The organism is Streptomyces sp. NPDC050504, assembly GCF_044458065.1.
Classification (GTDB): Bacteria; Actinomycetota; Actinomycetes; order Streptomycetales; family Streptomycetaceae; genus Streptomyces.
This window is the reverse complement of sequence record NZ_JBITHO010000007.1, coordinates 79,830-106,629: the sequence shown is the minus strand read 5'-3', so window position 1 is coordinate 106,629 and position 26,800 is coordinate 79,830. Positions and strand designations below refer to the sequence as shown.

20 protein-coding genes are annotated in these 26,800 nt (G+C 73.6%); 13 read left to right on the top strand and 7 right to left on the bottom strand.

What is annotated here, in order from left to right:
- Nucleotides 1-5 precede the first annotated feature (5 nt).
- From coaBC to ACIBNE_RS26300, 3 genes are all read left to right on the top strand, one after another.
- Complete coding sequence (coaBC, locus tag ACIBNE_RS26310; RefSeq protein ID WP_399275620.1) at nt 6-1,262, top strand: bifunctional phosphopantothenoylcysteine decarboxylase/phosphopantothenate--cysteine ligase CoaBC; 1,257 nt, start codon at nt 6-8, stop codon at nt 1,260-1,262.
- A gap of 242 nt (nt 1,263-1,504) precedes the next feature.
- Nucleotides 1,505-2,713 (top strand): methionine adenosyltransferase, encoded by a 1,209-nt coding sequence (metK, locus tag ACIBNE_RS26305; RefSeq protein WP_399275618.1) that lies wholly within the window; start codon nt 1,505-1,507, stop codon nt 2,711-2,713.
- Nucleotides 2,714-2,845: 132 nt separating this feature from the next.
- Nucleotides 2,846-5,011 carry a primosomal protein N' gene (locus ACIBNE_RS26300; RefSeq protein WP_399275616.1) on the top strand — a complete coding sequence of 722 codons (2,166 nt, stop codon included), beginning with the start codon at nt 2,846-2,848 and terminating at the stop codon, nt 5,009-5,011.
- A gap of 435 nt (nt 5,012-5,446) precedes the next feature.
- On the opposite strand, the gene ACIBNE_RS26295 is transcribed toward ACIBNE_RS26300, so the two are convergent.
- A complete protein-coding gene (locus ACIBNE_RS26295) occupies nt 5,447-5,998 on the bottom strand; it encodes a hypothetical protein (protein ID WP_399275614.1) in 552 nt (183 codons plus the stop codon).
- Between the two features lie 250 nt (nt 5,999-6,248).
- Between ACIBNE_RS26295 and fmt the strand changes: the two genes are divergently transcribed.
- Together fmt and ACIBNE_RS26285 are read left to right on the top strand one after the other, a co-directional pair.
- On the top strand, nt 6,249-7,181 hold the full coding sequence (gene fmt / locus ACIBNE_RS26290; RefSeq protein WP_399275612.1) for a methionyl-tRNA formyltransferase: 933 nt from the start codon (nt 6,249-6,251) through the stop codon (nt 7,179-7,181).
- A 92-nt stretch (nt 7,182-7,273) separates the two neighbouring features.
- Nucleotides 7,274-8,695, top strand: a complete 1,422-nt coding sequence (locus tag ACIBNE_RS26285; RefSeq protein ID WP_399275610.1) for an RsmB/NOP family class I SAM-dependent RNA methyltransferase — start codon at nt 7,274-7,276, stop codon at nt 8,693-8,695.
- 82 nt (nt 8,696-8,777) lie between these two features.
- Here ACIBNE_RS26285 and ACIBNE_RS26280 read toward each other — a convergent pair whose 3' ends face one another.
- Nucleotides 8,778-10,061 carry a phosphatase PAP2 family protein gene (locus tag ACIBNE_RS26280; protein ID WP_399275608.1) on the bottom strand — a complete coding sequence of 428 codons (1,284 nt, stop codon included), beginning with the start codon at nt 10,059-10,061 and terminating at the stop codon, nt 8,778-8,780.
- A 232-nt stretch (nt 10,062-10,293) separates the two neighbouring features.
- Nucleotides 10,294-11,211 carry an NAD(P)H-binding protein gene (locus ACIBNE_RS26275; protein ID WP_399275605.1) on the bottom strand — a complete coding sequence of 306 codons (918 nt, stop codon included), beginning with the start codon at nt 11,209-11,211 and terminating at the stop codon, nt 10,294-10,296.
- Nucleotides 11,212-11,291: 80 nt separating this feature from the next.
- Here ACIBNE_RS26275 and ACIBNE_RS26270 point away from each other — a divergent pair, with 80 nt between their 5' ends.
- The gene (locus ACIBNE_RS26270; RefSeq protein ID WP_399275603.1) at nt 11,292-12,242 is read left to right on the top strand and encodes an AraC family transcriptional regulator; all 951 of its coding nucleotides are present in this window, start codon (nt 11,292-11,294) and stop codon (nt 12,240-12,242) included.
- A gap of 6 nt (nt 12,243-12,248) precedes the next feature.
- Here the strand turns inward: ACIBNE_RS26270 and ACIBNE_RS26265 are convergent, their stop codons facing one another.
- Nucleotides 12,249-14,516: an MMPL family transporter gene (locus tag ACIBNE_RS26265; RefSeq protein WP_399275601.1), complete on the bottom strand. Its 2,268-nt coding sequence runs from the start codon at nt 14,514-14,516 to the stop codon at nt 12,249-12,251.
- Nucleotides 14,517-14,672: 156 nt separating this feature from the next.
- On the opposite strand from ACIBNE_RS26265, the gene rpe reads away from it, so the two are divergent.
- Complete coding sequence (gene rpe / locus ACIBNE_RS26260) at nt 14,673-15,356, top strand: ribulose-phosphate 3-epimerase (RefSeq protein ID WP_399275599.1); 684 nt, start codon at nt 14,673-14,675, stop codon at nt 15,354-15,356.
- Between the two features lie 78 nt (nt 15,357-15,434).
- A complete protein-coding gene (locus tag ACIBNE_RS26255; RefSeq protein ID WP_399275597.1) occupies nt 15,435-16,490 on the top strand; it encodes a sugar-binding transcriptional regulator in 1,056 nt (351 codons plus the stop codon).
- A 199-nt stretch (nt 16,491-16,689) separates the two neighbouring features.
- On the opposite strand, the gene ACIBNE_RS26250 is transcribed toward ACIBNE_RS26255, so the two are convergent.
- Both ACIBNE_RS26250 and ACIBNE_RS26245 read right to left on the bottom strand, forming a co-directional pair.
- Nucleotides 16,690-17,775 carry an amidohydrolase family protein gene (locus ACIBNE_RS26250; RefSeq protein WP_399275595.1) on the bottom strand — a complete coding sequence of 362 codons (1,086 nt, stop codon included), beginning with the start codon at nt 17,773-17,775 and terminating at the stop codon, nt 16,690-16,692.
- Nucleotides 17,776-19,065: a glutamine synthetase gene (locus tag ACIBNE_RS26245; protein ID WP_399276290.1), complete on the bottom strand. Its 1,290-nt coding sequence runs from the start codon at nt 19,063-19,065 to the stop codon at nt 17,776-17,778. It lies immediately after the preceding gene.
- A 241-nt stretch (nt 19,066-19,306) separates the two neighbouring features.
- Here ACIBNE_RS26245 and ACIBNE_RS26240 point away from each other — a divergent pair, with 241 nt between their 5' ends.
- The gene (locus tag ACIBNE_RS26240) at nt 19,307-20,749 is read left to right on the top strand and encodes a GuaB1 family IMP dehydrogenase-related protein (RefSeq protein ID WP_399275593.1); all 1,443 of its coding nucleotides are present in this window, start codon (nt 19,307-19,309) and stop codon (nt 20,747-20,749) included.
- 17 nt (nt 20,750-20,766) lie between these two features.
- On the opposite strand, the gene ACIBNE_RS26235 is transcribed toward ACIBNE_RS26240, so the two are convergent.
- On the bottom strand, nt 20,767-21,804 hold the full coding sequence (locus ACIBNE_RS26235; RefSeq protein ID WP_399275591.1) for a GDSL-type esterase/lipase family protein: 1,038 nt from the start codon (nt 21,802-21,804) through the stop codon (nt 20,767-20,769).
- 398 nt (nt 21,805-22,202) lie between these two features.
- Here ACIBNE_RS26235 and ACIBNE_RS26230 point away from each other — a divergent pair, with 398 nt between their 5' ends.
- The 4 genes from ACIBNE_RS26230 to ACIBNE_RS26215 all read left to right on the top strand — a co-directional run bounded on the left by ACIBNE_RS26230 (nt 22,203) and on the right by ACIBNE_RS26215 (nt 26,785).
- Nucleotides 22,203-23,594 (top strand): amino acid permease, encoded by a 1,392-nt coding sequence (locus ACIBNE_RS26230; RefSeq protein ID WP_399276288.1) that lies wholly within the window; start codon nt 22,203-22,205, stop codon nt 23,592-23,594.
- A 10-nt stretch (nt 23,595-23,604) separates the two neighbouring features.
- Nucleotides 23,605-24,057, top strand: coding sequence for an Lrp/AsnC family transcriptional regulator (locus ACIBNE_RS26225; RefSeq protein WP_399275589.1), 453 nt, complete (start codon nt 23,605-23,607; stop codon nt 24,055-24,057).
- Nucleotides 24,058-24,230: 173 nt separating this feature from the next.
- Complete coding sequence (locus ACIBNE_RS26220; protein ID WP_399275587.1) at nt 24,231-25,025, top strand: carbon-nitrogen hydrolase family protein; 795 nt, start codon at nt 24,231-24,233, stop codon at nt 25,023-25,025.
- 62 nt (nt 25,026-25,087) lie between these two features.
- A complete protein-coding gene (locus tag ACIBNE_RS26215) occupies nt 25,088-26,785 on the top strand; it encodes a flavin monoamine oxidase family protein (protein ID WP_399275585.1) in 1,698 nt (565 codons plus the stop codon).
- The last annotated feature ends 15 nt before the right edge of the window (nt 26,786-26,800 follow it).

The window sequence follows — 26,800 nt, the reverse complement described above, 5'->3', positions numbered from 1 at the left end:
GTGTGATGGAGGCGTACGGAACCGAGATCGGGGAGGCAGTGGCAGTGGCCGAGAAGCCGAAGGTAGTCCTGGGGGTCAGCGGAGGCATCGCCGCCTACAAGGCGTGCGAGCTGCTGCGCCGGTTCACCGAGTCGGGCCACGACGTACGGGTCGTGCCGACCGCCTCGTCGCTGCACTTCGTCGGCGCCGCGACCTGGTCGGCCCTCTCGGGCAACCCCGTCTCCACCGAGGTCTGGGACGACGTCCACCAGGTGCCGCACGTGCGCATCGGGCAGGGCGCCGACCTGGTCGTCGTCGCCCCCGCCACCGCCGACATGCTGGCCAAGGCCGCGCACGGGCTCGCCGACGACCTCCTCACGAACACCCTCCTGACCGCCCGCTGCCCCGTGGTCTTCGCGCCCGCCATGCACACCGAGATGTGGGAGCACCCCGCCACCCAGGAGAACGTCGCCACGCTGCGCCGCAGGGGCGCGGTCGTCGTCGAGCCCGCCGTGGGCCGCCTCACCGGCGTCGACACCGGCAAGGGCAGGCTGCCCGACCCCGGCGAGATCTTCGAGGTCTGCCGGCGCGTCCTGGCGCGCGGCGCCGCGGCGCCCGACCTGGCCGGGCGGCACCTCGTCATCAGCGCGGGCGGCACCCGCGAGCCCCTGGACCCCGTCCGCTACCTGGGCAACCGCTCCTCGGGCAAGCAGGGGTACGCCCTGGCCCGCACCGCCGCGGCCCGGGGCGCCCGGGTCACGCTCGTCGAGGCCAACACCGGCTTCCCCGACCCGGCGGGCGTGGACGTCGTCCACGTCGGCACGGCCCTCCAGCTCCGCGAGGCCGTGCTGAAGGCCGCGGCGGACGCGGACGCGGTGGTGATGGCGGCGGCCGTGGCGGACTTCCGCCCCGAGACGTACGCCACCGGGAAGATCAAGAAGAAGGGCGACGAGGGCGCCCCGACCGTTCCGCTGGTCCGTAATCCAGACATTCTCGCGGAGATTTCCGCGGAGCGCGTCCGCCCGGGGCAGGTGGTCGTCGGCTTCGCCGCCGAGACCGACGACGTGCTCGCCAACGGCCGCGACAAGCTCCGCCGCAAGGGCTGCGACCTCCTGGTGGTCAACGAGGTCGGCGAGCGCAAGACCTTCGGCTCCGAGGGCAACGAAGCCGTGGTCCTGGCGTCGGACGGCGGTGAAACCTCCATTCCCTTCGGCCCCAAGGAGGCACTGGCGGACACGGTCTGGGACCTCGTCGTGCCGCGCCTCGGCCCGGGAGCGGCGTAATCGGGGTCCGCCTCGACAGCGGTCGCAAAACAGGTCGAAACAGGTGAAATGGTCCACAGCGCAGGGTGATGTTCGTACCACTTACGGTGGTGACGCAGGTCACGGGGCGTATTCCGATCGCATGCCAGTGCCCCAGTAGTCGGAAGCGCCCGATAAGCTGGACCGTGGAACGGAGCCGGGCGCAGCCCCCGGACCGGTCCGTCAATGATCAGCCAGCAGCCGCTGCAACCCCAGGGAGCGAAGTGTCGCGCCGTCTCTTCACCTCGGAGTCCGTCACCGAGGGACACCCGGACAAGATCGCTGACCAGATCAGCGACACCATTCTCGATGCACTCCTCCGCGAGGACCCCACGTCGCGCGTCGCTGTGGAGACCCTGATCACCACGGGTCTCGTGCACGTCGCGGGCGAGGTCACCACCAAGGCGTACGCGCCGATCGCGCAGCTGGTGCGCGAGAAGATCCTGGAGATCGGTTACGACTCCTCGAAGAAGGGCTTCGACGGCGCCTCCTGCGGCGTCTCGGTGTCCATCGGCGCGCAGTCCCCGGACATCGCGCAGGGCGTCGACACGGCGTACGAGAAGCGCGTCGAGGGCGACGAGGACGAGCTGGACAAGCAGGGCGCGGGCGACCAGGGCCTGATGTTCGGCTACGCGTCGGACGAGACCCCCGAGCTGATGCCGCTGCCCATCCACCTCGCGCACCGGCTCTCGCGCCGCCTCACCGAGGTCCGCAAGAACGGCACCATCCCCTACCTGCGCCCCGACGGCAAGACCCAGGTCACCATCGAGTACGACGGCGACAAGGCCGTCCGCCTCGACACCGTCGTCGTCTCCTCGCAGCACGCGAGCGACATCGACCTGGAGTCGCTGCTCGCTCCCGACATCCGCGAGTTCGTCGTCGAGCACGTCCTCAAGGCCCTCGTCGACGACGGGATCAAGCTGGACACCGAGGGGTACCGGCTGCTGGTGAACCCTACGGGCCGCTTCGAGATCGGCGGTCCGATGGGTGACGCGGGTCTGACCGGCCGGAAGATCATCATCGATACGTACGGCGGCATGGCCCGGCACGGCGGCGGCGCCTTCTCGGGCAAGGACCCCTCGAAGGTGGACCGTTCGGCCGCGTACGCGATGCGCTGGGTCGCCAAGAACGTCGTCGCGGCCGGCCTCGCCGCCCGCTGCGAGGTCCAGGTCGCCTACGCGATCGGCAAGGCCGAGCCCGTCGGCCTGTTCGTCGAGACCTTCGGCACCAACACCGTCGACACCGACAGGATCGAGCACGCCATCGCCGAGGTCTTCGACCTCCGCCCGGCCGCCATCATCCGCGACCTGGACCTGCTGCGCCCGATCTACGCCCAGACCGCCGCGTACGGCCACTTCGGCCGCGAACTCCCCGACTTCACCTGGGAGCGCACCGACCGCGTGGACGCACTGCGCGCGGCGGCGGGCCTGTAAGGCCCCCGAGCACCGACGACGAGGCCCGGCACCCCCGAACGGGGGCGCCGGGCCTCGTCGCGCACCGGCCCCGGGCCCCGGCGCCGCCCACGGCCCGCCGCGTTGTCGGTGGGCTCTGGTAGGAATGCTGCTGTGAGCAGCGAGAACGACGAACCCCAGGCCGCGGCGGGTGCGCCGCCCGAACAGCTCGCGCTCATCCGGGAGACCGTGCGCAAGGCCAAGGCGCCGCGCGCCAGGCCGAAGACCTGGCGGGGGGCGCCGCTCGCCGGGGAACTGCCCGTCGCCCGGGTCGTGGTGAACAAGGGAGTGCTCCACCTCGACCAGTACTTCGACTACGCCGTCACCGAGGAACTGGACGCCGCCGCCCAGCCGGGCGTGCGGGTGCGCGTGCGGTTCGGGGCCGGGTCGCGCAACGTCCGGGAGGGGCGGCGCGAGGGCGGCGGGATGATCGACGGGTTCGTCGTGGAGCGGCTCGCCGAGTCGGACTACGTGGGCCCGCTGGCCGCGCTCGCCGACGTCGTGTCGCCCGAGCCCGTCCTCAGCGCGGAACTGCTGGCCCTGGCGCGGGCCGTCGCCGACCGGTACGCGGGAAGCCTCGCCGACGTGCTCCAGCTCGCCGTGCCGCCGCGCAACGGACGGGCCGAGGGACGGCCTTCGCCCGACCCGCTGCCGCCGCCCCCGGCGCCGGAGCCCGGGACCTGGGAGCGGTACGGACGGGGACCCGACTTCCTGCGGGCGCTCGCGGCCGGGCGGGGGCCGCGCGCCGTGTGGACGGCGCTCCCCGGGCCGCACTGGGCCCAGGAGATCGCCCGAGCCGTGGGCGCGACGCTCGCCTCGGGGCGCGGCGCGCTCGTGGTCGTGCCCGACGGGCGGGGCGTCGCACGGGTCGACGCCGCGCTCAAGGAACTGCTGGGCGAGGGGCACCACGCCGTGCTCACCGCCGACTCGGGGCCCGAGAAGCGGTACCGCCAGTGGCTGGCCGTGCGGCGCGGCTCCGTGCGGGCCGTCGTCGGCACCAGGGCCGCGATGTTCGCGCCGGTCACCGACCTCGGGCTCGTCGTCGTGTGGGACGACGGGGACGCGAGCCTGAGCGACGACCACGCCCCCTTCCCGCACGTGCGCGAAGTGCTGGAACTGCGCGCCGTGCAGAGCGGCTGCGGCTTCCTGCTCGGCGGCACGAGTACGACGGTCGAGGCGGCGCAGCTCGTGGCGAGCGGCTGGGCCAGGCCGCTCGCCGCCGACCGCGAGCAGGTCCGCAGGTCCGCCCCGCTGGTGCGGACCGTGGGCGACGGCGACCTGGCGCGCGACGAGGCGGCCAGGGCCGCGCGGCTGCCGAGCCTCGCCTGGGGCGTGGTGCGCGACGGACTGAAGCACGGGCCCGTACTGGTGCAGGTGCCGCGCCGGGGGTACGTGCCCCGACTGGCGTGCACGCGGTGCCGGGCGCCCGCGCGGTGCCGGCACTGCGCGGGGCCGCTGGAGGCGCCCGACCAGCGGGACCTGGTGTGCGCGTGGTGCGGGATCGCCGAACCGTCCTGGCACTGCGCGGAGTGCGGGGGCTTCGGGCTGCGCGCCCAGGTCGTGGGCGCGCGGCGGACCGCGGAGGAGCTGGGGCGGGCGTTCCCCGACGTGCCGGTGCGCACGTCGGGGCGGGACGAGCAGGTCCTGGACCGGGTGCCCGGTGCGCCCGCGCTGGTGGTGAGCACGCCGGGCGCGGAGCCCGTCGCCGACGGCGGCTACGCCGCGGCGCTGCTCCTCGACGGCTGGGCCATGCTCGGCCGCCCCGACCTGCGCGCGGGCGAGGAGGCGCTGCGGCGCTGGATCTCCGCGGCCTCGCTGGTGCGGGGGCAGGAGGACGGCGGTGTCGTGGCGATCGTCGCCGAGCCGACGCTGCGGCCCGTGCAGGCGCTGGTGCGCTGGGACCCGGTCGGGCACGCGCAGCGCGAGCTCGCGGACCGGGCGGAGCTGCGCTTTCCGCCCGTGTCGCGGATGGCGTCGGTCGCGGGGCGGCCCGACGCGGTGGCGGAGTTCCTCGCGGCGGCCGAGTTGCCGCGGGACGCGGAGGTGTTGGGGCCGGTGCCGATGGCGGGGTGGGACGGCGGGCCGGGCCGTGCGCAGGGCCGTGCGCGGAGGGGGGGCGAGGCGCCTGCGGGGGAGCGTTGGGAGCGGGCGCTGGTTCGGGTGCCGCCGGGGAGCGGGGGGGCGTTGGCTCGGGCGCTCAAGGAGGCGCGGGCCGCGCGGATGGCGCGGAGCGGGGTGGAGCCGGTGCGGGTCCGGGTGGACCCGGTGGACATCGGGTGAGGATGCCTTGCGGGGGGCATTGCCCGGGGGCGCCGGTTCGCCTGCGGCGGGGCGGGCGTGCTTCTTGGGGGTCCCGGGCCCCGGGGCGCCGTTTCGCCTGTGGCGGGCCCGCCGGGGGTTCGTGGGTACGTTGCGCGTGTGCCCCACTCTCGCGCAGTTCCCCGCGCCCCTGACGGGGCGCACTTGTGCTCGCGCCCGCGCGGCGGAGCCGCATATCGGGTACAGCCCCGCGCCCCTGACGGGGTGCGCCTGTGCTTGCGTCCGCGCGGTGGAGCCGCGTATTGGGTACGGTCCCGGGCTCCTGGCGGGGCGCGCCTGTGCTCGCGTCCGTGCGGTACGGCCCCGCGCCTCCTTCGGGGTGCCGGTGAGCATGGAAGTGCCCCGGCGCATGGGGTGCGGCGGGGCACTGGGGTGGGCGTCAGCCTTCGGGGGGCGTCAGCCGTTGCGTGGGGCGGGGAAGGTGCTCGGGCGGATCTGGTCCTCGCGCAGCGACTGTGCCGCCGCCGTCGGCTGCGGCGGCATGGAGCGTGCGGCGGGGACCGACGGCAGGCCCGGGGCCATCGTCGGCAGCGGGGACCTGGGCGCGGGGGTCGTCTCGGGAGCGCGGTCCTGGTCGGCCGTGCCGACCGAGGACTGGGCGGCGCGGCGCGCCCCGTAGCGGCGGTGGACCGCCTGCTTGGTGACTCCGAGCGCGGAACCCACCGCGTCCCACGAGAAGCCCAGGGAGCGGTCGAAGTCGACCGCGGCTGTCACCAGGGTCTCGACGCTGTCCCGCAGTTCCTGCGCGAGACGGACTGTCGGGGCGGGGGCGCGCCCGTACACGACGAAGCCCGTGGACGGGCTGGAACGGCGGGGACGGTAGACATTGCCGAGCTGCGCGGTGAGGGTGCGCAGCGCGTCCACCTGCCGCCGGACCCGCTCGATGTCCCGCACCAACAGGTGCAGACTGGCCCGCGCTTGGGCGTCGTGGGTTGCGTGGTCGGCCATGAACAAGCCTCTCGAACCGGCGTGGAAACGGATCGGGCCGCTCGGGGCGGCCCGTTTCGGTCAATCTCTCTTGACCAACGCTCTACCGGGGGAAGTGGTCACGCCCAGACGGCGTATGCGCATATGCCCGGGGGCGTGTGCATAGGCGCACAGGGCGCACGCGGGAGCGTACGCCCCCCGTGGCGAGCGCCGCGCCGGGCCATAGACTGGTGCGCTGTTCTCGCACTTCCCCCGCCCGAGAGGCCACCGGATGAAGCTCGTCTTCGCAGGCACCCCCGAGGTAGCCGTACCCGCCCTGGACGCCCTGATCGCCTCGGGGCGGCACGAGGTCGCCGCCGTCGTGACCAGGCCCGACGCCCCCGCGGGGCGCGGCCGCCGACTGGTCGCGAGCCCCGTCGCCGAGCGCGCCGAAGAGGCCGGGATCGAGGTGCTCAAGCCCGCCAGGCCGCGCGACGAGGAGTTCCTGGCCCGGCTGCGGGAGATCGCGCCCGACTGCTGCCCCGTGGTGGCCTACGGCGCGCTGCTGCCCCGCGTGGCGCTCGACATCCCCGCCAACGGCTGGGTCAACCTGCACTTCTCGCTGCTGCCCGCGTGGCGCGGCGCCGCGCCCGTGCAGCACTCGATCATGGCCGGGGACGAGGTGACCGGCGCGTCCACCTTCCTCATCGAGGAGGGGCTCGACTCCGGGCCCGTGTACGGCGTCGTCACCGAGGACGTCCGCGCCACCGACACCAGCGGGGACCTGCTGACCCGGCTCGCCTTCGCGGGCGCCGGGCTGCTCGCGGCGACCATGGACGGCATCGAGGACGGCACGCTGAAGGCGGTGCCGCAGCCCGCCGACGGGATCTCCCTCGCGCCGAAGATCACGGTCGAGGACGCGCTGGTCGACTGGGCGGCGCCCGCGCTCCGCGTCGACCGCGTGGTGCGCGGCTGCACGCCCGCGCCCGGCGCGTGGACGGTCTTCCGCGGCGAGCGGCTGAAGCTGATCCAGGCGGTGCCCGTGCCGGAGCGCACGGACCTCGCGCCCGGCGCGCTCGTCGCCGGCAAGAACAACGTGTACGTGGGCACCGGCTCGTACGCCGTCGAACTGCTCTGGGTCCAGCCGCAGGGCAAGAAGCCGATGAAGGCGGCCGACTGGGCGCGCGGCGTGCGCATCGCTCCCGGGGAGCGGATCGGGGCGTAACGCGTCGGGGGCGGGCCCCGCGGGAGGATGCGGGGCCCGGCCCGGCGTACGCTGAGGGGGTTCGTCCCTCTTTTTTCGCAGCGGAGCACCTTTTGAGCGAGCAGTCCCGTCGCCGTCCCGGCAAGCCCTACCGACGCCCCAAGAAGGACCCCGTCCGGATCCTCGCCTTCGAGGCGCTGCGGGCCGTCGACGAGCGCGACGCCTACGCCAACCTGGTGCTGCCGCCGCTGTTGAAGAAGGCGAGGGAGAAGGGCGATTTCGACGGGCGGGACGCGGCCCTCGCCACCGAACTCGTGTACGGGACGCTGCGCCGCCAGGGCACGTACGACGCGGTCATCGCCGCCTGCGTCGACCGCCCGCTGCGCGAGGTCGACCCGCCGGTGCTCGACGTCCTCTCGCTCGGCGCGCACCAGCTGCTCGGCACGCGGATCCCCAGCCACGCGGCGGTCTCCGCGAGCGTGGAGCTGGCGCGGGTGGTGCTCGGCGACGGGCGCGCCAAGTTCGTCAACGCCGTGCTGCGGAAGATCGCGGCCGACGACCTCGACGGCTGGCTGGAAAAGGTCGCTCCGCCCTACGACGAGGACCCCGAGGACCACCTCTCGGTGGTCCACTCGCACCCCCGCTGGGTCGTCTCGGCGCTCTGGGACGCGCTCGGCGGCGGGCGCGCGGGCATCGAGGACCTGCTGGAGGCCGACAACGAGCGCCCCGAGGTGACGCTGGTCGCCCGGCCGGGGCGCGCCACCACCGACGAGCTGCTCGACGCGCTGGGCGAGGAGTCCGGACTGCCGGGCCGCTGGTCCCCCTACGCCGTGCGGATGGCCGAGGGCGGCGAGCCCGGCGCGCTCGCGCCGGTCGCCGAGGGCCGGGCGGGCGTCCAGGACGAGGGCAGCCAGCTCGTCGCGATCGCGCTCGCGAACGCCCCGCTGGAGGGCCGCGACGAGCGCTGGCTCGACGGCTGCGCGGGCCCCGGCGGCAAGGCCGCGCTGCTCGGCGCGCTGGCCGCGCGGCGGGGCGCGGCGCTGCTCGCCTCCGAGAAGCAGCCGCACCGCGCGGGCCTGGTCGCCAAGGCGCTGGCCGGGAACCCGGGCCCGTACCAGGTGATCGCCGCGGACGGGACGCGCCCGCCGTGGCGCGAGGGCTCCTTCGACCGGGTCCTGATGGACGTGCCCTGCTCCGGGCTGGGCGCGCTGCGGCGGCGGCCCGAGGCGCGGTGGCGGCGGCGCCCCGAGGACCTGGAGGGCTTCGGGCCGCTCCAGCGCGGGCTGCTGACGGAGGCGCTGCGCGCGGTGCGGGTCGGCGGCGTCGTGGGGTACGCGACCTGCTCGCCGCACCTCGCGGAGACGCGCGTGGTCGTGGACGACGTGCTCAAGCGGGTGGGCGGCGCCGAGCTGATCGACGCGCGCCCGCTGATGCCGGGCGTCGCGGGGCTCGGCGAAGGACCCGACGTACAGCTGTGGCCGCATTTGCACGGCACGGACGCGATGTACCTGGCGCTGCTGCGCCGCACGGCGTGAGCGGGTGACCGCGCAATAGGAGCGCAAAAGGAAGCGGGGCCGCGGAATTCCGCGGCCCCGCTTCCTTTTGCGCTTTTCCGGCTCAGGCGGGCTCGGGCTGCGGCTGCGGCTTTCCCGTCGGCTGCCGCCGCGGTTCGGGCAGGCGGTCCCACGCCCTGGTGGTCCGCGCGTAGTGGTATACCACCGAGGACATCGCCGCGATGAGCAGCGGTCCGAATGCCCAGGGAAGGTCGGCCATCTGGGTCGCGAGGTAGCGGTACGCCACCAGGAGCGCGGCGAAGACCACGACGCCGTGGGTCACCAGCAGGATTCCCGCGCGGTCCCAGCGCTGGTCGTGCGCCCGCAGCGCGCCCTCGATCGTGAGCGCGAACACCACGCCCGCGACCAGGTCCACGCCGTAGTGGTAGCCGAAGCCCAGCGTCGCGGCGAGGGTGGCGACCAGCCACACCGCGCCCGCCGCCTTCAGGATCCGGGGGCCCCTGAGGCAGTGGACGAAGATCACCAGGGCCCACGCGGTGTGCAGGCTGGGCATGCAGTTGCGCGGGGTGATCTCGTCGAACGGCATCGGTCCCGGCACGCCGACCGAGGGCAGGGCGTCGGGCCACACGTCGGCCGCCGCCCACTGCCCGCCGTCGGCGCCGTACGCGAAGATCGGGCCGACCACCGGGAAGATCATGTAGATGGACGGGCCGACCAGGCCGACCAGCAGGAAGGTGCGCACCAGGTGGTGGCGCGGGAAGCGGCGCTCGGCCGCCACGTTGCGCAGCTGGTACGCGGCGACGACGACGGCCGCGACGGCGAGCTTGACGTAGACGAAGTCCAGGACGTGGTGGCCGACCGATCCCGTGGCCTCGACGAGCCTGCCCACCAGCCACGACGGGTTGCCGAGCGCGTGGTCGGCGGTGACCAGGTACGGGTCGAGCACGTCGGGCCGGGTCTTGGAGGTGATGACCAGCCAGGTGTCGCCCGTCCTGCGCCCGGCCAGCAGCAGCAGGCCCAGCGCCACGCCCTTGAGCAGCAGGGTCCGCTCGTCGCCGGTGCGGCGGGTGACGGCGAGCACCGCGAGGCCCAGGATCACCCACAGCGCGCCGCTGCCGTAGTTCGTCTCGGCCCCGGCCGCCCACCGCACCAGGGTCAGCACGAGGTCGATGCCGATCGCGGCGCCGGCCGCCAGGAGCCGCTCGCGCCAGGTGAGCACCACCATGGTCAGCGCCAGGCTGGCGTACAGCAGCGGCCCGTACTGCGGGGCGAAGACCACCTCGCGCGCCTGGCTAGTGATCGGCCCCGGCACGCCGTAGTGCCGGGCGACGACCTCCAGGACGACGAGGAATCCGAGAGTCACCACGGCCGCGGTGGTCCACAGCATCACCCGTGGTTGGCACCACGCGCCGGATGCCATGTGGGAATTCACGCGCGAAAACACCCGCGATGCTCTAGATATCAATTGCTTGGCCGCTTTGTGAGAGATGGGTCAAGTGAGTAACGCTTTATTTGGGTGACGTACAGGTGGTGTGGGCGGTCACCGTGTGGCGGATCATGCTATAGGAACCGCGTGGGGCGGCATTCGGCGGCCACCCGGATTGTTTGAAGGTGCACGGTCAGGTGTGCCAGCCGCCCGCCGCCGCGGTCGATCCGGCGAATTCGGCGAAGGTGCGCGGCGGGCGGCCGAGGGCGCGCGGCACGCCGTCGGAGACGTACGCGTCCGTGCCCTTCCGCAGGGGTTCCAGGACGTCGGCGAAGGCCTGGGCATCGGCGGGCGGCAGTCCCTGGCGGACGAGGTCGGCGACGTACGCGTCGAAGGAGACCGGCACGTAGCGCACCTCCCGGCCCGCGGCCGCGGAGATCGTGGCGGCCGCGTCGGCCAGCGTGAGGGCCTCGGGCCCCGACAGTTCGTACACCTGCCCCGCGTGTCCGTCCTCGGTGAGCGCGGCGGCGACCACCTCGGCGATGTCGTCGGCGTCCACGAAGCTGGCGGCCCCCTCGCCCGCGGGCAGCCGCAGCTCGCCCGCGCGGACGGCGTCGGCGAAGAAGCCCTCGCTGAAGTTCTGCGCGAACCAGCCGGGCCTGCTGATCGTCCACTCCAGGCCGCTCTCGCGCACCGCCGCCTCGCTGTCGCGGATGCCCTCCAGGATCCCGCCGCTGTCCTTGGCGTACCGGGGATCGTCGATGCCGCGCCCCGAGGCCAGCACGATCCGGCGCACCCCGTGGCGCACCGCCCGCGCGACGAACGGGCGCACCAGCCTCGTGCCGTCCAGCTGCACGACGTACACGGCCCGCGCGCCCTCCAGCGCGGTGTCCCAGGTGGCGGGGTCGGTCCAGTCGAAGAGGTGCTCGCCGCCGCGGGCCGCCGCGCGGACGGGCAGCCCGCGGGCCCGCAGGCGCTCGACGACGCGGCGGCCGGACTTGCCGGTCGCCCCGGTGACCAGGACCGGTCCTTCGGTCGTGGCCGACTGTTCGGTGGTGGCCGACTGTCCGGTTGTGGTCGGCTGTTCGCTCGTGGTCAGTGGTTCGCTCATGGCTCCAGTCAATCGACCGGTGGCGAGACGATCCATGGCTCACAAGCTCCGCTCGATGTCTGTGCGTCTACGCTCGGGGCATGGACGCCGTGTCGGAACTGTTGGCGGAGGTACGGGCGCGGGGCGCCGTCTTCCGGCGTGCGGTCGTGCGACCGCCCTGGGCGCTGCGGATGGCCAGCGGCGCCCCGCTGACCCTGGCCACGATGCTGCACGGCCGGGCCTGGATCGTCCCCGACCAGGGGGATCCGGTGTCCATCGGCGCCGGAGACATCGCCGTCGTGCGCGGCGACGTCCCGTACACCGTCGCCGACGACCCCGCGACCGTGCCCTCGCTCGTGGTGACGCGTGCCGACTACTGCCCGGGGGCGGAGGGCGTCGAACCCGCCGTACGCGCGAACGGGCGGGCCCGCACCTGTGGAACACCGGACGAGGTGGCTCCCGTGCTGGTCAGCGGGGCCTTCGAGCGCAGGGGCGAGCTCAGCGAACGGCTGCTGCGGGCCCTGCCCCCGGTGCTGGTCGTGCGGGCCGACGACGGCGCGGGGCCCTCGGCGGCGGCCCTGGCCGACGAGGTCGCGGGGGACCGGCCTGGGCAGCAGCTGGTGCTGGACCGGATGCTCGACCTGATGCTGGTCACCGCGCTGCGCGGCTGGTTCGACGCGCCGGACGCCGGTGCCCCGGCCTGGGGGCGCGCGCTGGACGCCCCGGTCGTGGGGGACGCGCTGAGGCTGCTGCACGCGGCCCCCGCCAGGCCGTGGACGGTGGCGGACCTGGCGGGCGCCGTGGGCGTCTCCAGGGCGGCGCTGGCCCGGCGGTTCACCGCGCTGGTGGGCGAGCCTCCGATGGCGTACCTCGCGGGCTGGCGGATCGCCCTGGCGGCGGACCTGCTGCGGGAGAGCGACCACACGGTGGACGCCGTCGCGCGGAAGGTGGGCTACGCCAACGCCTTCGCGCTGAGCGTGGCGTTCAAGCGGCTGCGCGGCGTTCGGCCCAGTGACCTCAGGGGCCGGGGGGCGGGCTGGCGGGCCGGATGAGGCGCGTCACGGCCGGTCGGGCCGCGGCTCCAGGGGCGCCCCGTCCGGCGTGGCCCCGTCCGGCGCGGCCCCGTGCGGCGCGGCCCCGTGCGGCGCGGCCCCGTGCGCCGGGTCCTCGCGGGCCAGCGCGTGCGGCCACCAGACCCGCGGGCCCGTGTCCAGGAACAGCGACGTGACCAGCACCGAGCGGACCACGAAGGTGTCCAGGAGCACGCCCAGCGCCACCGCGAAGCCGATCTCGGCGAACGCCACCATGGGCAGCGTGCCGAGCACCGCGAAGGTGCCCGCCAGGACGAGCCCGGCCGAGGTGATGACCGCTCCCGTCGCCGCCAGGCCCGTCACGACGCCCTCCTTGGTGCCCTGCCGGGCGGCCTCCTCGCGGATGCGCGTGGAGAGGAAGATGTTGTAGTCGATGCCCAGCGCGACCAGGAAGACGAAGACGAAGAGCGGGAAGTCCGTCGACTCTCCCGCGTAGTCGAAGAGGTGCCGGAAGGCGAGCGCGCTCAGACCGAGCGCCGCCGCGAACGACAGCACCACCGTCGCGATCAGCAGCAGCGGGGCGACCAGGGCCCGCAGCAGGACGGTCAGCACGAGCAGCACCACCAGCAGGACCAGCGGAATGACCAGTACGTTGTCGTGCCGGGTCGCCGCGTCCATGTCGAGCAGGATCGCGGAGCCGCCGCCGACCCGGGCGTCCGCGCCGGGGACCGCGTGCACCGCGTCCCGCACCCGCTCCACCGTCTCCTTCGCCGCCGTGCTGTCGGAGCGGTCGGCCGGCGTCGCCTCGAACAGCACGCGCCCCTCGTGCTCGGCCCTGGTGCCCTGCGGCACGCCGAGCGAGCCGGGCACCACGCCCTCCGTCCGCGCGACGGCCTCGCGGATCTGCCCGGCCCGCCCCGCGTCCGCGAGGACGACCAGCGGATCGCCGCTGCCCGCAGGGAAGTGCCTGGCCTGGACCTCCTGGCCGACGATCGAGTCCGGCCTGTTCGTGAACGAGTCGGCGTTGGCGATGCCCTCCGCGCGCAGCTGCACCAGGCCCGCCGCGCACGCCGCGAGCGCCAGCGCGGTCACCACCCAGACCGCGCGCGGACGGCGGTCGATGCGGCGGCCCGTACGCGCCCAGAAGCCCCGCGCGGTGGGCTCGTCCGAGCCGTGGTCGGGGTGCACGGGCCAGAAGATCCAGCGGCCGCAGATCACCAGCAGCGCGGGGAACAGGGACAGCATCGCCAGGACCGCGACCAGCACGCCGATCGCCGCGACGGGGCCGAGCCCGCGCGTGGAGTTCATGTCCGCCGCGAGCAGCACGAGCATGCTGAACGTGACGGTCGCGCCGCTCGCCAGGACGGCGGGGCCCGCGCGGTGCAGGGCCAGGGCCATCGCCTCGTGCCGGTCCTCGTGGCGGCGCAGCTCCTCCTTGTAGCGGGCGACCAGCAGCAGCGCGTAGTCCGTGCCCGCCCCGAAGACCAGGACCGTGAGGATGCCCGCGCTCTGGCCGTTGACGGTCAGGTCGGCGTGCGTGGCGAGCAGGTAGATCAGCGCCTGGGCGGCGAAGAGCGCGCCGATCACGGTCAGCACGGGCACCAGGAGCAGGGACGGGCTGCGGTACGTGACGAGCAGCGCGACCACCACCACGGCGAGCGCCGAGAACAGCAGCGTCGAGTCGATGCCCTCGAACGCCTCGGAGAAGTCCGCCGAGACGCCGCCTGGGCCCGTGATGTGCACCGCGAGGCCGTCCCCGCCCCTGCCGGTCACGTCCCTGATCGAGTCGACCGCGGGCGCGATCCGCTCCCAGCCCTTTGCGTCCATCGTGATCGGCACGAAGACCTGGGCCGCCTCGGGCGCGCGGGCGTCGTCGAGGACCGGGCCGCGGACCTCCGGGCCCCGCACGCCGTGCGCGCGCAGCTCCTTGAGCGCGGCGACGTCCTCGGCGACCGCGGCCCGGTCGCGCGCGGTGAGGCCGCCCTCCCGTGCGTACACCACGACGGCGGGGATCGCCTCGGGCCTGAACTCCTCGGACTCCTTGAGGACCCGGGTCGACTCGGCGCTGCTGGGCAGCCAGGATGCGGAGTCGTTGTCCTGGGCGTCGCCCAGCTTCTGGGCGAGCGGGGCCGCGGCGAGGATCAGCAGCAGCCAGACCGCGACGACCAGCCACTTCGTACGCGGCCCGCAGACCAGTCCGGCCGCGCCCCGCCGGTGGTGCGGCGGCCGCGCGCGGCCCGCGGCCGGGAGCCGCGCGTTCGTGTGCCGAGGTTCCGGTTGCCGTGCGTCCGGCATGACGCCCCCACTGGCCGGTTTCCTGCGCCGAATCGTCAGGATTGCACGGACTGTGCTGATCCCGGGAGCCCTCGGCGGGGCCCGTCGTCCAGGATTGGTACGTACCGGAGCCGTACCCGGGCGTGGAAGTGCCGGAAGGCATGGCAGGCTTGGCACATGGCCCAGATCAACCCCAGCATCCTGTCCGCCGATTTCGCCCGCCTCGCCGAAGAGGCGCAGGCCGTCGAGGGCGCGGACTGGCTCCATGTCGATGTGATGGACAACCACTTCGTCCCGAACCTGACGCTCGGCGTGCCGATCGTGGAATCCCTCAGCAGGGCGACGGACACCCCGCTGGACTGCCACCTGATGATCGAGGACCCCGATCGCTGGGCACCCCAGTACGTCGAGGCGGGGGCCGGATCCGTCACCTTCCACGTCGAGGCCGCCGCCGCGCCGGTCCGGCTCGCCCGCGAGATCAGGGCGAAGGGCGCGCGCGCCTCGATGGCGCTGAAGCCGGCCACGCCCATCGAGCCCTTCGAGGACCTGCTGCCCGAGCTGGACATGCTGCTGATCATGACCGTCGAGCCGGGCTTCGGCGGCCAGGCGTTCCTGGACATCATGCTGCCCAAGATCCGCCGCACCCGTGAGCTGATCTCCAAGCACGGTCTGGAGCTGTGGCTCCAGGTCGACGGCGGGGTCTCCGACGCGACCATCGAGCGGTGCGCCGAGGCGGGCGCGGACGTCTTCGTGGCGGGTTCCGCGGTGTACGGCGCGGCCGACCCGGCCCAGGCGGTGCGCTCGCTGCGGGCCAAGGCGGAGGCGACCGTGGCCGCCGCGCCCTGGGCATGTGGCCACTGAGCCACGGGAAAGTGAACGTGGCCTTCGGGCCTGATCAAGGGGCGCTGGATCTGACAGGATGAACAGCGAATCCAGAGTGTGAACAGAAGTGAGGAGATCGCGGTGTCTGCAATGTCGGCGGGACGGTCAGCCCTGCGGATGGGACCCGCGGAGCTGGTGCAGGCGGCGGCCATGGCCCGGCGCTTCTACCTGGAGGGCAAGTCCAAGATCCAGATCGCGGAGGAGTTCGGGGTCAGCCGCTTCAAGGTCGCGCGGGTCCTGGAGACCGCGCTGGAGCGCGACCTCGTGCGGATCGAGATCCGGGTGCCGTCCGAGCTGGACGCGGAGCGGTCCGACGCGCTGCGCGCCCGCTACGGGCTGCGGCACGCGGTCGTCGTCGAGTCGCCCGAGTCCAGCGAGGCCGCGGAGGACGGGCCCGACCCGGAGAACCTCGGCGAGGTCGCGGCGGACCTGCTCGGCGAGCTGGTGACGGAGGGCGACGTGCTGGGCCTGGCCTGGGGCCGGTCCACCATCCACATGGCCGCCGCGCTCGACCGGCTGCCGCCCTGCACGGTCGTCCAGCTGACGGGGGTGTACGACGCCGGGACCGCCGAGCGCGGGTCGGTGGAGGCGGTACGGCGGGCCGCGCAGGTGTCCGGGGGCGAGGCGCACCCGATCTACGCGCCGATGCTGCTGCCCGATCCGGCGACGGCGGCCGCGCTGCGGAACCAGACCGGGATCGCGCGGGCCTTCGAGTACTTCGACAAGGTCACCGTCGCCGCGGTGTCCATCGGCTCGTGGGAGCCGGGGATCTCGACGGTGCACGACATGCTGTCGGACGAGGAGCGGGCGCACTACGCCTCGCTCGGGGTCGCGGCGGAGATGTCCGCGCACCTCTTCGACAGCGAGGGGCGGCGCGTCGGGCGGGACCTCGGGGAGCGGTGCATCACGGTCGAGGCGGACCGGCTGCGGCGGATTCCGGAGGTCGTGGCCATCGCGGGCGGGCTGCGGAAGGCGGCGGCGATCGACGCGGTGCTCAGGTCGGGGCTCGTGACGAGCCTGGTGACGGACACCGCGGTGGCGGATCACCTGATCTCCGCCGCGGGGGAGCGGCCCCGGCCCGCGCTCGACCGGGCGGACCCGGACGGGGAGTAGCGCTTCGCGCGGGGGCGGGGCTTTTCGCCTGCGGCGGGCTGCAGTGGATACGTTGCGCGTGTGCCCCACTCTCGCGCAGTTCCCCGCGCCCCTAAAAGGGGCGCGGGGAACCGCGCAATCTTTTGACGCCCCCGGCAGGGTTTCGGGAAGGGGCGGGTAGGGGACCGGCCCCGCGCAGCGGAACCCGCATCCCCCGAAGTCATCCCGGGCCCAGGCCGTACACCCGCTCCGCGTTGCCGAAGGCGACCAGCTCCGCCACCCGCCCCGCGTCCTCCTGCGACCACGCCCCGCTCTCCGTCCAGCGCCCCAGCAAGGACCCCAGCGCCTCGCGGAACAGCGCCGCGCCCACCGCGTACAGCTCCGGGAGGCCGTACGCGTCCGTGGAGAACAGGAGCTTGCCGAACGGGGTCAGCTCCAGCATCTCCGCCAGCACCGCCTCCGCCCGCGCCCCCGTGTGCGACAGGGACAGGCCCATGTCGGCGTGGACGTGCGGGTACACCTGGGCCAGATAGCCCGACTGCCGGTGGTACGGGTACCCGTGCAGCAGCACCAGCGGGCAGCCGGTGGGCTCCACCGCCCGGACGAAGTCCGTCAGGAGCAGCGGGTCGCAGTCCTGGAGCCGCAGGTCGGGATCGCCGAACCCGGTGTGCAGCTGGAGCGGCAGGCCCGTGCCCGCCGCCGTCCACAGCAGGTGGCGGATGAGCACCGGGTCGGTGAGTCGGCGCACCGGGCCCGCAAGCCACGCGGCCGCCGCCGCACGGACCTCCTTCGCGCCCGGCGGGTCCGGCGGCAGCGCCAGCCCGTGGCGGTAGGCGACCACCGACTTGAAGCCCACCGCCGAGGACCGTTCGACGGCCTCGGTCACCGCTTCCACGTACGCCCCGGCGCCCGCCGAACCCGCCGCCACGCCCGCCGCCACGTCCTCGGCCAGGTGCTCGAGGCGGACGATCTCGTGGACCGTGCCCGTCCCGGGGAGCACCCCCGGCAGCCCCGTGTCCACCAGGAACGTGTCGATCCCGCTGCCCGTCAGCAGGCGGCGCGCCGCCTCCCCGGGACCCAGTTCGCGGCGGCGGGCCAGGTACTCGTCGGGCGGGCAGTGCGCGGGCAGCCCCAGCAGGGGCGGGCACCAGCGGCGTACCGCGAAGCCCAGCTGCGTGTCGAAGAACGTGGTGCCGGGCGCCGGAGGGCGGTCCGACTCGGTGAGGTACGACTCGAACCCGGCGCGGTCCTGCTCGCCCGCCACCGTCCCGTGGCAGTGGTGGTCCACCAGACGCGGGGGCCGCACCTAGTACCGCCCCCGCGTCGCGTCCGCGATCTCCTGCGGCGTACGGTCCGCGAACAGCTCAGCCTCCGCCGCCCGCACCGCCGCGACCGCCTCGAACAGCGGATCGCCCAGCGCCTCGCGCAGCACCGACGAGCCGGTGAAGTGCGCCAGCGCCGCGGGCAGCGAGGTCGGCAGGCGCTCCGCGTCCGCCCGCCGCGCCGGGTCGCCCGCCACCGGCTCGGGCAGCTTCAGGCCCGCCGCGAGCCCGGCCAGCCCCGCCGCGATCACCGCCCCCGTGACCAGGTACGGGTTGGCCGCCGCGTCGAAGCACTTCACCTCGGCGTTCGCCGCGTCCGGGTCGTCAGGCGCGCCCGTGACGAACCGCAGCGCCGCCTCGCGGTTCTCCAGGCCCCAGCAGCGGAACGCCCCCGCCCAGCGGGACGGCTCCAGGCGCAGGTAGCTCGCGGGCGACGGCGCCCCGACCGCGAGCAGCGCGGGCAGCTCGTCCAGCACCCCGGCCAGGAACGACTCGCAGCGGCCCGTCATCGCGAACGGCCCCCCGCCCGCCCGGCACAGGTTCCGGCCGTCCTGCCAGAGGCTGAGGTGGAGGTGGCCGCCGTTGCCCACCGCGCCCGCCGTCACCGCGGGGCCGAACCACGCGGTGAGCCCGTGGCGCACCGAGACCGCGCGGACCGTCTCCCGCACCAGCACCGCCAGGTCGGCCGCGCCCACCGGGTCCGACGGCGCGACGGACACCTCGAACTGCCCCGGGGCGTACTCCGGATGCAGTTGCAGCACCTCGACGCCCTGCGCCACCAGCGAGTTCAGCACGTCGGAGAGGTACGCGGAGTGCTCGGCGACCCGCGCCATGCCGTACGCGGGGCCCGGCTCCCGCGCGGGCGCCGCCCCAGGACCGCCGACGATCCACTCCGTCTCGAAGCCCATCCGCAGCTCGATGCCCTGTTCGGCGGCCCGCCGCGCCATCGTGGCCGCGAACTGCCGCTGGCACGCGGGGTGCGGCGCGCCGTCCTGCCGGAAGCGGTCCGCCGGGGCCCAGGCCCAGCCCGGCTGCCCGGCCAGCGGCGTCAGCCGGTCCAGGTCGGGCACGAGCCGCAGGTCCCCGTCGGGGCCGCCGATGTGCGGGCTGTCGGTGATCGAGTCGTCCACCAGGAAGACGTCGAAGACCGGCGACATGCCGACGCCCCTGAGCGCGGTCTGCGGGAGCCGCGCGGCGGGCACGGCCTTCACGCGGGTGATGCCCGCGTTGTCCACCCAGGTCAGCGCCACCGCGCCGACCCCTGCCGCGGCCATCCTGGCCGTCTCGACCCGTGCTTGTTGTACGCGCTGTGCGCTGAGCGGATCCACGGGTTCATCGTGGCGCAGCCGGGCCCCTTCCGCCCTCGACTTGGAGGATCGGACCAGGGTGATTCGTCCGGACCTGGAGGATCGTCCGGGGGCAGGTAATCGTACAAACATGGGAGAATGAGCTACGTGCTTTTTCCCCTGGCTGAAATGCCTAGGGGCCACTCCGAACGACTGGGATGTACAGCACGTGCGTTTCCTCAATGACCTGAAGCCGCCGTACGACCTGACGTACGACGACGTGTTCATGGTGCCGAGCCGCTCCGCGGTCGGCTCCCGCCAGGCCGTGGACCTCTCGTCCCCCGACGGCACCGGCACCACCATTCCCCTCGTCGTGGCGAACATGACCGCGATCGCGGGGCGGCGCATGGCCGAGACCGTGGCCAGGCGCGGCGGCATCGTCGTCATCCCCCAGGACATCCCGATCGAGGTCGTCACCGACGTCATCTCCTGGGTCAAGACCCGGCACCACGTGCTGGACACCCCCATCGTGCTGGCCCCCACGCAGACCGTCGCCGACGCGCTGTCGCTGCTGCCCAAGCGCGCGCACGACGCGGGCGTCGTCGTGGACGAGGACGGCAGGCCGATCGGCGTCGTCACCGACGCGGACCTGACCGGCGTGGACCGCTTCACGCAGCTCTCCGAGGTCATGGCCAAGGACCTGCTGCTGCTCGACGCGGACATCGACCCGCGCGAGGCGTTCAACAAGCTCGACGCGGCCAACCGCCGCTACGCCCCGGCCGTGGACGCCGAAGGCAAGCTCGCCGGCATCCTCACCCGCAAGGGCGCGCTGCGCGCCACGCTGTACTCCCCGGCCGTCGACGCCGGGGGCAAGCTGCGGATCGCGGCCGCCGTCGGCATCAACGGCGACGTCGCGGGCAAGGCCCAGCAGCTGCTCGACGCGGGCGTGGACACCCTCGTCATCGACACCGCGCACGGCCACCAGGAGTCGATGATCGAGGCGATCAGGAAGGTGCGGGCGCTCGACCCGCGGGTCCCGATCGTCGCGGGCAACATCGTCGCCGCCGAGGGCGTCAAGGACCTGATCGAGGCGGGCGCCGACATCATCAAGGTCGGCGTGGGCCCCGGCGCCATGTGCACCACCCGCATGATGACCGGCGTCGGCCGCCCGCAGTTCTCGGCCGTCCTGGAGTGCGCCGCCGAGGCGAAGAAGTACGGCAAGCACGTCTGGGCCGACGGCGGTGTCCGGCACCCCCGCGACGTCGCCATGGCGCTGGCCGCGGGCGCGTCCAACGTGATGATCGGCTCCTGGTTCGCCGGGACGTACGAGTCCCCCGGCGACCTCCAGGCCGACGCCAACGGGCGCCTGTACAAGGAGTCCTTCGGCATGGCGTCCGCGCGCGCCGTGAAGAACCGCACCAGCGAGGAGTCCTCGTACGACCGCGCCCGCAAGGCGCTGTTCGAGGAGGGCATCTCCACGTCGCGGATGTTCCTGGACCCGGCCCGGCCCGGCGTCGAGGACCTGATCGACTCGATCATCGCGGGCGTGCGGTCCTCCTGCACCTACGCGGGCGCCGACTCGCTCGCGGAGTTCGAGGAGCGGGCCGTGGTCGGCATCCAGTCCGCCGCGGGGTACGCCGAGGGCAAGCCGCTGCACGCCAGCTGGAGCTAGTCCGCACACGCGTGACGTCAAGCGCCCCGCCGCTCCGGCAGCGGGGCGCTTCGCCATGCCCGTGCGATGGCCGCCGCGATGCGCGCGTGGCCCGCGTCCGTGGGGTGCAGGCCGTCCGCCAGGTGCCCGGGGCCCAGGATCCCCGCGCCCGGCACCAGCGACAGCGCCCCGTCGCCCGCCGCGACCAGGTCGCGCACCGCGCGCTCCATCGCGGCGCGCAGCTCGCCCAGGGTGGCGCCCAGGACGTTCGGGACGTCCTCGGCCTCGGGGCGCAGCACGGGGGAGAGGAGCTGGAGCGGGGTGCCGGGGTGGCCGGTGCGGATCAGCGCCACGTACGCCCTGACCACTTCGTACAGCAGCGGCGCCGAGTGCGGGGTGCGCGACCAGCAGTTGGTGCCGAAGGCCAGGGTGATCCGGTCGGCGGGCAGCGCGGCGAGCTGTTCGGCCGTGGGCAGTTCGCCGCGCGCCGCGCCCGCGTAGCCGAGGTTGACCGCGTCCAGGCCGAGCGCGCGGCCCGCCGCGGCCGGCCAGGCGTGCGCGGGCCTGGTGGACCACCAGCCCTCGGTGATCGAGTCGCCGTGCACCAGCCAGCGGGGCCGCGCCGGGCCGGGGGCCAGTGCGCCGCCCCTGCCGCGCAGGCCCAGCACCGCGGGCGCCTGGGATTCGGGCAGGTAGAGCGTGTACGGGCCGGGCGCGGGCGGCAGCGGCACGGTGACCGCGCGCTCGGCGGCCGGGGCCGCGGTGAACTCGCCCACGAGGCCCGCGGGCGACCAGAGCGCGAACAGGTGGGGGAGCGCGGAGTCCCGCGGGCGCCCCTGCGGGGCCGTCCGGTAGCGGACCTCCACCGCGTCCGCGCCCGCAGAGGCGAACTCCAGGCGCACGCCGACCGGCAGCGCGGCCCGCTGCGCGGTGTCCCACGGCAGCCGCGCCGTGTCGGCCGGGTCGGCCCGCACCGCGCGCCCGCCGTCCCACCAGGCGACGCCGCGCAGGAAGGGCGCGGGGTCCAGCCACGGGGTCGCGGTGACGTCGGTCCCGTACAGCACATCGAGCTCCATGGCAGTGCAGCGTGACGCCGAAGGGCCGCCGACGGCAACGCCCCTGGCCGTTTCCTGCCGTGGCCCCAATGTCTTGATTCGTGCAGGTGGGCGCAGTGTTTCCCCGCCGGTGACCCAAATGCGCAACGATCCGTCGGCCATGCGCAACATCGCTGCATTACGGGCGCGAACGCTCAGCTCATAGGCTCGGCTCCCGTACGAGGAGCGGCGGTGACCGCCTGCCCGGCCACCGCCGCCGGTCACCGCTGTCCCGTCACCCTCCCCGCAGGCCCCTCACCTCATTCCCTGCGGCCTCTTCACGTCCCGCAGCGATGAACGGAGCCACCTCAGTGCTGGACCACAGCGAAGCCCGCACCGCGGAGAACACCGCAGGACCACCGGGGATCGGGGCGCGGCTCATGCGGCGCAAGCCCGTGGAACGCCTGATCGCCGAGGGCGGCCAGGGCGAGGGCGGCTCGCTCCGCCGCTCGCTCTCCATGTGGCAGCTGACGATGATCAGCATCGGCGCCACGCTCGGAACCGGAATCTTCGTCGTGCTCGGCGAGGCCGTCCCCAAGGCCGGGCCCGCCGTCACGCTCGCCTTCGTGATCGCCGGACTCACCGCGCTCTTCTCGGCCCTCTCCTACGCGGAGCTGGCCGGCACCATCCCGGTCGCCGGGTCCTCCTACTCGTACGCGTACGCGACGATGGGCGAGTTCGTCGCCTGGATCTGCGGCTGGTGCCTGGTCCTGGAGTACGGCGTGTCGGTCGCGGCCGTGGCCGTCGGCTGGGGCGAGTACCTCAACGAACTCCTCGACGGGACCATCGGCGTCACCATCCCGGACGCGCTCTCCGCGCCGCCGGGCGACGGCGGGCTCTTCAACCTGCCCGCGCTGCTCGTGGTGCTGCTCGCCATGGTGTTCCTGCTCGGCGGGGCCAAGGAGAGCGCCCGCGCCAACACGATCATGGTCGTGGTGAAGATCGCTTCGCTGGTGCTCTTCTGCACGATCGGCTTCGTCGGCTTCAAGAGCGGCAACTACGAGAACTTCATGCCGCTCGGCATGGCGGGCGTCAGCGCGGCCGGCGCCTCGCTCTTCTTCTCGTACATCGGCTTCGACGCCGCCTCCACGGCCGGCGAGGAGGCGAAGGACCCGCAGCGCGACCTGCCGCGCGCGATCATGCTCTCGCTGCTGATCGTCACCGTGCTGTACGTGCTGGTGGCCGCCGTCGCCGTCGGCGCCCGCCCGTGGCGGGGGTTCAGCGACTCGGAGGCCGCGCTCGCCGGGATCCTGGAGGACGTCACGGGACAGTCCGTCTGGGCCGTGCTGCTCGCCGCGGGCGCGGTCGTCGCCATCGCGAGCGTCGTGCTGACCGTGCTCTACGGGCAGACCCGCGTGCTGTTCGCGATGTCCCGCGACGGGCTCGTGCCCAAGGTCTTCGCCAAGGTCCACCCGAAGAGCGGTACGCCCCGCGCCAACACCGTCATCGTCTCGCTCTTCTGCGGCGTGCTGGCGGCCGCCGTTCCGCTCGGCCAGCTGGCCGACGCCACCAGCATCGGCACGCTCTTCGCGTTCGCCCTGGTCAACGTGGCCGTCGTGGTGCTGAGGTACACCCGGCCCGAGATGAAGCGGACGTTCAGGGTGCCGCTGTCGCCGCTCTTCCCGGTCCTCGGCTTCGGCTTCTGCGTCTGGATGATGTTCAGTCTCGACGCGATCACCTGGCAGGTCTTCGGGGTCTGGATGCTGGTCGGCCTCGTGTTCTACTTCGGGTACGGTTTCCGCCGCTCCCGACTGGCCACAGCAGAGAAGTGATCCACCCGCAGTGCTGAACGATCTCGACGAACGCATCGTCCACGCCCTCGCCGAGGACGCCCGCCGCTCCTACGCGGACATCGGTTCGCTCGTCGGCCTGTCCGCGCCCGCCGTGAAGCGGCGCGTGGACCGGCTGCGGGCGGAGGGCGCGATCACCGGTTTCACCGTACGGGTGGACCCGGCGGCGCTGGGCTGGGAGACCGAGGGGTTCATCGAGATCTACTGCCGCCGCAACACCTCGCCCGAGGCGATCCAGCGGGGCCTGGAGCGCTACACGGAGATCGCGTCCGCGTCGACCGTCACGGGCGACGCGGACGCGATCGTCCAGGTCTTCGCCTCGGACATGCGGCACTTCGAGCGGGTCCTGGAGCGGATCGCGGGGGAGCCGTTCGTGGAGCGCACCAAGTCCGTCCTGGTGCTCTCGCCGCTGCTGCGGCGCTTCTCCTCCAGCTCGCCCGCGTAGGGCTCCCGCGAGCGCGCAACGAATCGCCGCGAAGCGCGGGAACCGCGCAACGGATCACCCGTCGGTCCGCAACGCTCGCGCCTTGTCCGGGGTGAATACAAGACCGTACCTTCGTAATGTCTCGTTCTCCCCCCTCCGCATCCCTCTTTCGCTCCCCTCACAGAGGTCCCTCCATGCCGCTGCGCACCTCCCTGCTCCAGAGCTCCGGGCGTCCCGGTGACGTCGCCGAGAACCTCAAGGTCCTCGACGCCGCCGCGGGCCGTGCGGCCGCTGCCGGTGCCGGGCTGGTGGTGGCGCCGGAGATGTTCCTCACCGGCTACGCCATCGGCGACGACGTGCCCGAGCTGGCCGAGACCGCGGACGGGCCCTCCGCCGCGGCCGTCGCCGAGATCGCCGCGCGCCACGGCGTCGCCGTCGCCTACGGCTACCCGGAGCGGGACGGCGAGCGGGTGTACAACGCCGCTCGGCTCGTCGGCCCCGACGGGGCGGGCCTGGCGAACTACCGCAAGACCCACCTCTTCGGCGACTTCGAGCAGAAGCACTTCACGCCGGGCGGTTCGCCCGTCGTCCAGGCCGAGCTCGGCGGGCTCACCGTCGGCATCCTGATCTGCTACGACGTGGAGTTCCCCGAGAACGTCAGGGCGCACGCGCTGGCGGGCACCGACCTCCTCCTGGTGCCCACCGCGCTGATGCACCCCTTCCAGGTCGTCGCCGAGTCCGTCGTGCCCGTCCGGGCCTTCGAGAGCCAGCTGTACATCGCGTACGCCAACAGGACGGGCCCCGAGGGCGAGTTCGAGTTCGCCGGGCTGAGCTGTCTGGCGGGCCCCGACGGCATCGCCCGCGCGCGTGCCGGGCGGGGCGAGGAGCTGGTGACCGGCGACGTCGACCCGGTGTTCCTGGCCGCGTCGCGCGAGACCAACCCGTATCTGAACGACCGGCGACCAGGGCTCTACCGCTCGCTGATCTGACCGGCCCCGGCCGAGTCCCCCGTCGTCCCTTCTCCACCTTCCGCGCAAGGAGTCCGTCCCCCATGACGTCCACGGTGCCCACCGCTGTCCAGCACACCGACGCCACGCCGCCGATCACGATGTTCGGGCCGGACTTCCCGTACGCCTACGACGACTTCCTGGAGCACCCGGCGGGCCTCGGCCAGATACCCGCGACCGAGCACGGCGAGGAGGTCGCCGTCATCGGCGGCGGGCTCTCGGGGATCATCGCCGCGTACGAGCTGATGAAGATGGGCCTCAAGCCCGTCGTCTACGAGGCCGACCGGATCGGCGGCCGGCTGCGCACGGTCGGCTTCGAGGGCGCGGGCACCGAGGAGCTGACGGCCGAGATGGGCGCCATGCGCTTCCCGCCGTCGTCCACCGCGCTCCAGCACTACATCGACCTGGTGGGCCTGGAGACCAGGGCGTTCCCCAACCCGCTGGCCGAGGCGACGCCCTCGACGGTCGTCGACCTCAAGGGCGAGTCGCACTACGCGGAGACCGTCGACGACCTGCCGCAGGTCTACCGCGACGTCGCCGACGCGTGGAACGCCTGCCTGGAGGAGGGCGCGGACTTCTCCGACATGAACCGCGCCATGCGCGAGCGCGACGTGCCGCGCATCCGCGAGATCTGGGCGAAGCTCGTCGAGAAGCTCGACAACCAGACCTTCTACGGCTTCCTCTGCGAGTCGCAGTCCTTCAAGTCCTTCAAGCACCGCGAGATCTTCGGCCAGGTCGGCTTCGGCACCGGCGGCTGGGACACCGACTTCCCCAACTCCATCCTGGAGATCCTGCGCGTCGTCTACACCGAGGCCGACGACCACCACCGGGGCATCGTCGGCGGCTCGCAGCAGCTGCCGCTGCGGCTGTGGGAGCGCGAGCCGGGGAAGATCGTGCACTGGGCGCAGGGCACCTCGCTGGCCTCGCTGCACGAGCGCCGCGCGCCGAAGCCCGCCGTGACCCGGCTGCACCGCACCGCGGGCAACCGCGTCACGGTCACCGACGCGAACGGCGACATCCGCACGTACCGGGCCGCGGTCTTCACCGCCCAGTCGTGGATGCTGCTCTCCAAGATCGACTGTGACGACACGCTGTTCCCCATCGACCACTGGACGGCGATGGAGCGGACCCACTACATGGAGTCCTCCAAGCTCTTCGTGCCCGTCGACAGGCCGTTCTGGCTGGACAAGGACGAGGAGACCGGCCGGGACGTCATGTCGATGACGCTCACCGACCGCATGACGCGCGGCACCTACCTGCTGGACGAAGGACCGGACAAGCCCGCCGTCATCTGCCTCTCGTACACCTGGTGCGACGACAGCCTCAAGTGGCTGCCGCTGTCGGCGAACGAGCGCATGGAGGTCATGCTCAAGTCGCTCGGCGAGATCTACCCGAAGGTCGACATCAGGAAGCACGTCATCGGTAACCCGGTGACGGTCTCCTGGGAGAACGAGCCCTACTTCATGGGCGCGTTCAAGGCCAACCTGCCCGGCCACTACCGCTACCAGCGGCGTCTGTTCACCCACTTCATGCAGGACCGCCTCCCCGAGGACAAGCGGGGCATCTTCCTCGCGGGCGACGACATCTCCTGGACGGCGGGCTGGGCCGAGGGTGCCGTGCAGACCGCGCTGAACGCGGTGTGGGGCGTGATGCACCACTTCGGCGGCGCGACCGACGCCACCAACCCCGGCCCCGGCGACGTCTACGACGAGATCGCGCCGGTGGAGCTGCCGGAGGACTAGTTCCTCCGGTGAGGA

What these genes read in the sequence shown, in the direction of transcription:
- coaBC (WP_399275620.1), top strand. Translation starts at nt 6, where the DNA reads ATGGAGGCGTACGGAACCGAGATCGGGGAGGCAGTGGCAGTGGCCGAG.
- ACIBNE_RS26295 (WP_399275614.1), bottom strand. Translation starts at nt 5,998, where the DNA reads ATGGCCGACCACGCAACCCACGACGCCCAAGCGCGGGCCAGTCTGCAC.
- fmt (WP_399275612.1), top strand. Translation starts at nt 6,249, where the DNA reads ATGAAGCTCGTCTTCGCAGGCACCCCCGAGGTAGCCGTACCCGCCCTG.
- ACIBNE_RS26280 (WP_399275608.1), bottom strand. Translation starts at nt 10,061, where the DNA reads ATGCTGTGGACCACCGCGGCCGTGGTGACTCTCGGATTCCTCGTCGTC.
- ACIBNE_RS26275 (WP_399275605.1), bottom strand. Translation starts at nt 11,211, where the DNA reads ATGAGCGAACCACTGACCACGAGCGAACAGCCGACCACAACCGGACAG.
- ACIBNE_RS26270 (WP_399275603.1), top strand. Translation starts at nt 11,292, where the DNA reads ATGGACGCCGTGTCGGAACTGTTGGCGGAGGTACGGGCGCGGGGCGCC.
- ACIBNE_RS26265 (WP_399275601.1), bottom strand. Translation starts at nt 14,516, where the DNA reads ATGCCGGACGCACGGCAACCGGAACCTCGGCACACGAACGCGCGGCTC.
- rpe (WP_399275599.1), top strand. Translation starts at nt 14,673, where the DNA reads ATGGCCCAGATCAACCCCAGCATCCTGTCCGCCGATTTCGCCCGCCTC.
- ACIBNE_RS26245 (WP_399276290.1), bottom strand. Translation starts at nt 19,065, where the DNA reads ATGGCCGCGGCAGGGGTCGGCGCGGTGGCGCTGACCTGGGTGGACAAC.
- ACIBNE_RS26235 (WP_399275591.1), bottom strand. Translation starts at nt 21,804, where the DNA reads ATGGAGCTCGATGTGCTGTACGGGACCGACGTCACCGCGACCCCGTGG.
- ACIBNE_RS26230 (WP_399276288.1), top strand. Translation starts at nt 22,203, where the DNA reads ATGCGGCGCAAGCCCGTGGAACGCCTGATCGCCGAGGGCGGCCAGGGC.
- ACIBNE_RS26220 (WP_399275587.1), top strand. Translation starts at nt 24,231, where the DNA reads ATGCCGCTGCGCACCTCCCTGCTCCAGAGCTCCGGGCGTCCCGGTGAC.
- ACIBNE_RS26215 (WP_399275585.1), top strand. Translation starts at nt 25,088, where the DNA reads ATGACGTCCACGGTGCCCACCGCTGTCCAGCACACCGACGCCACGCCG.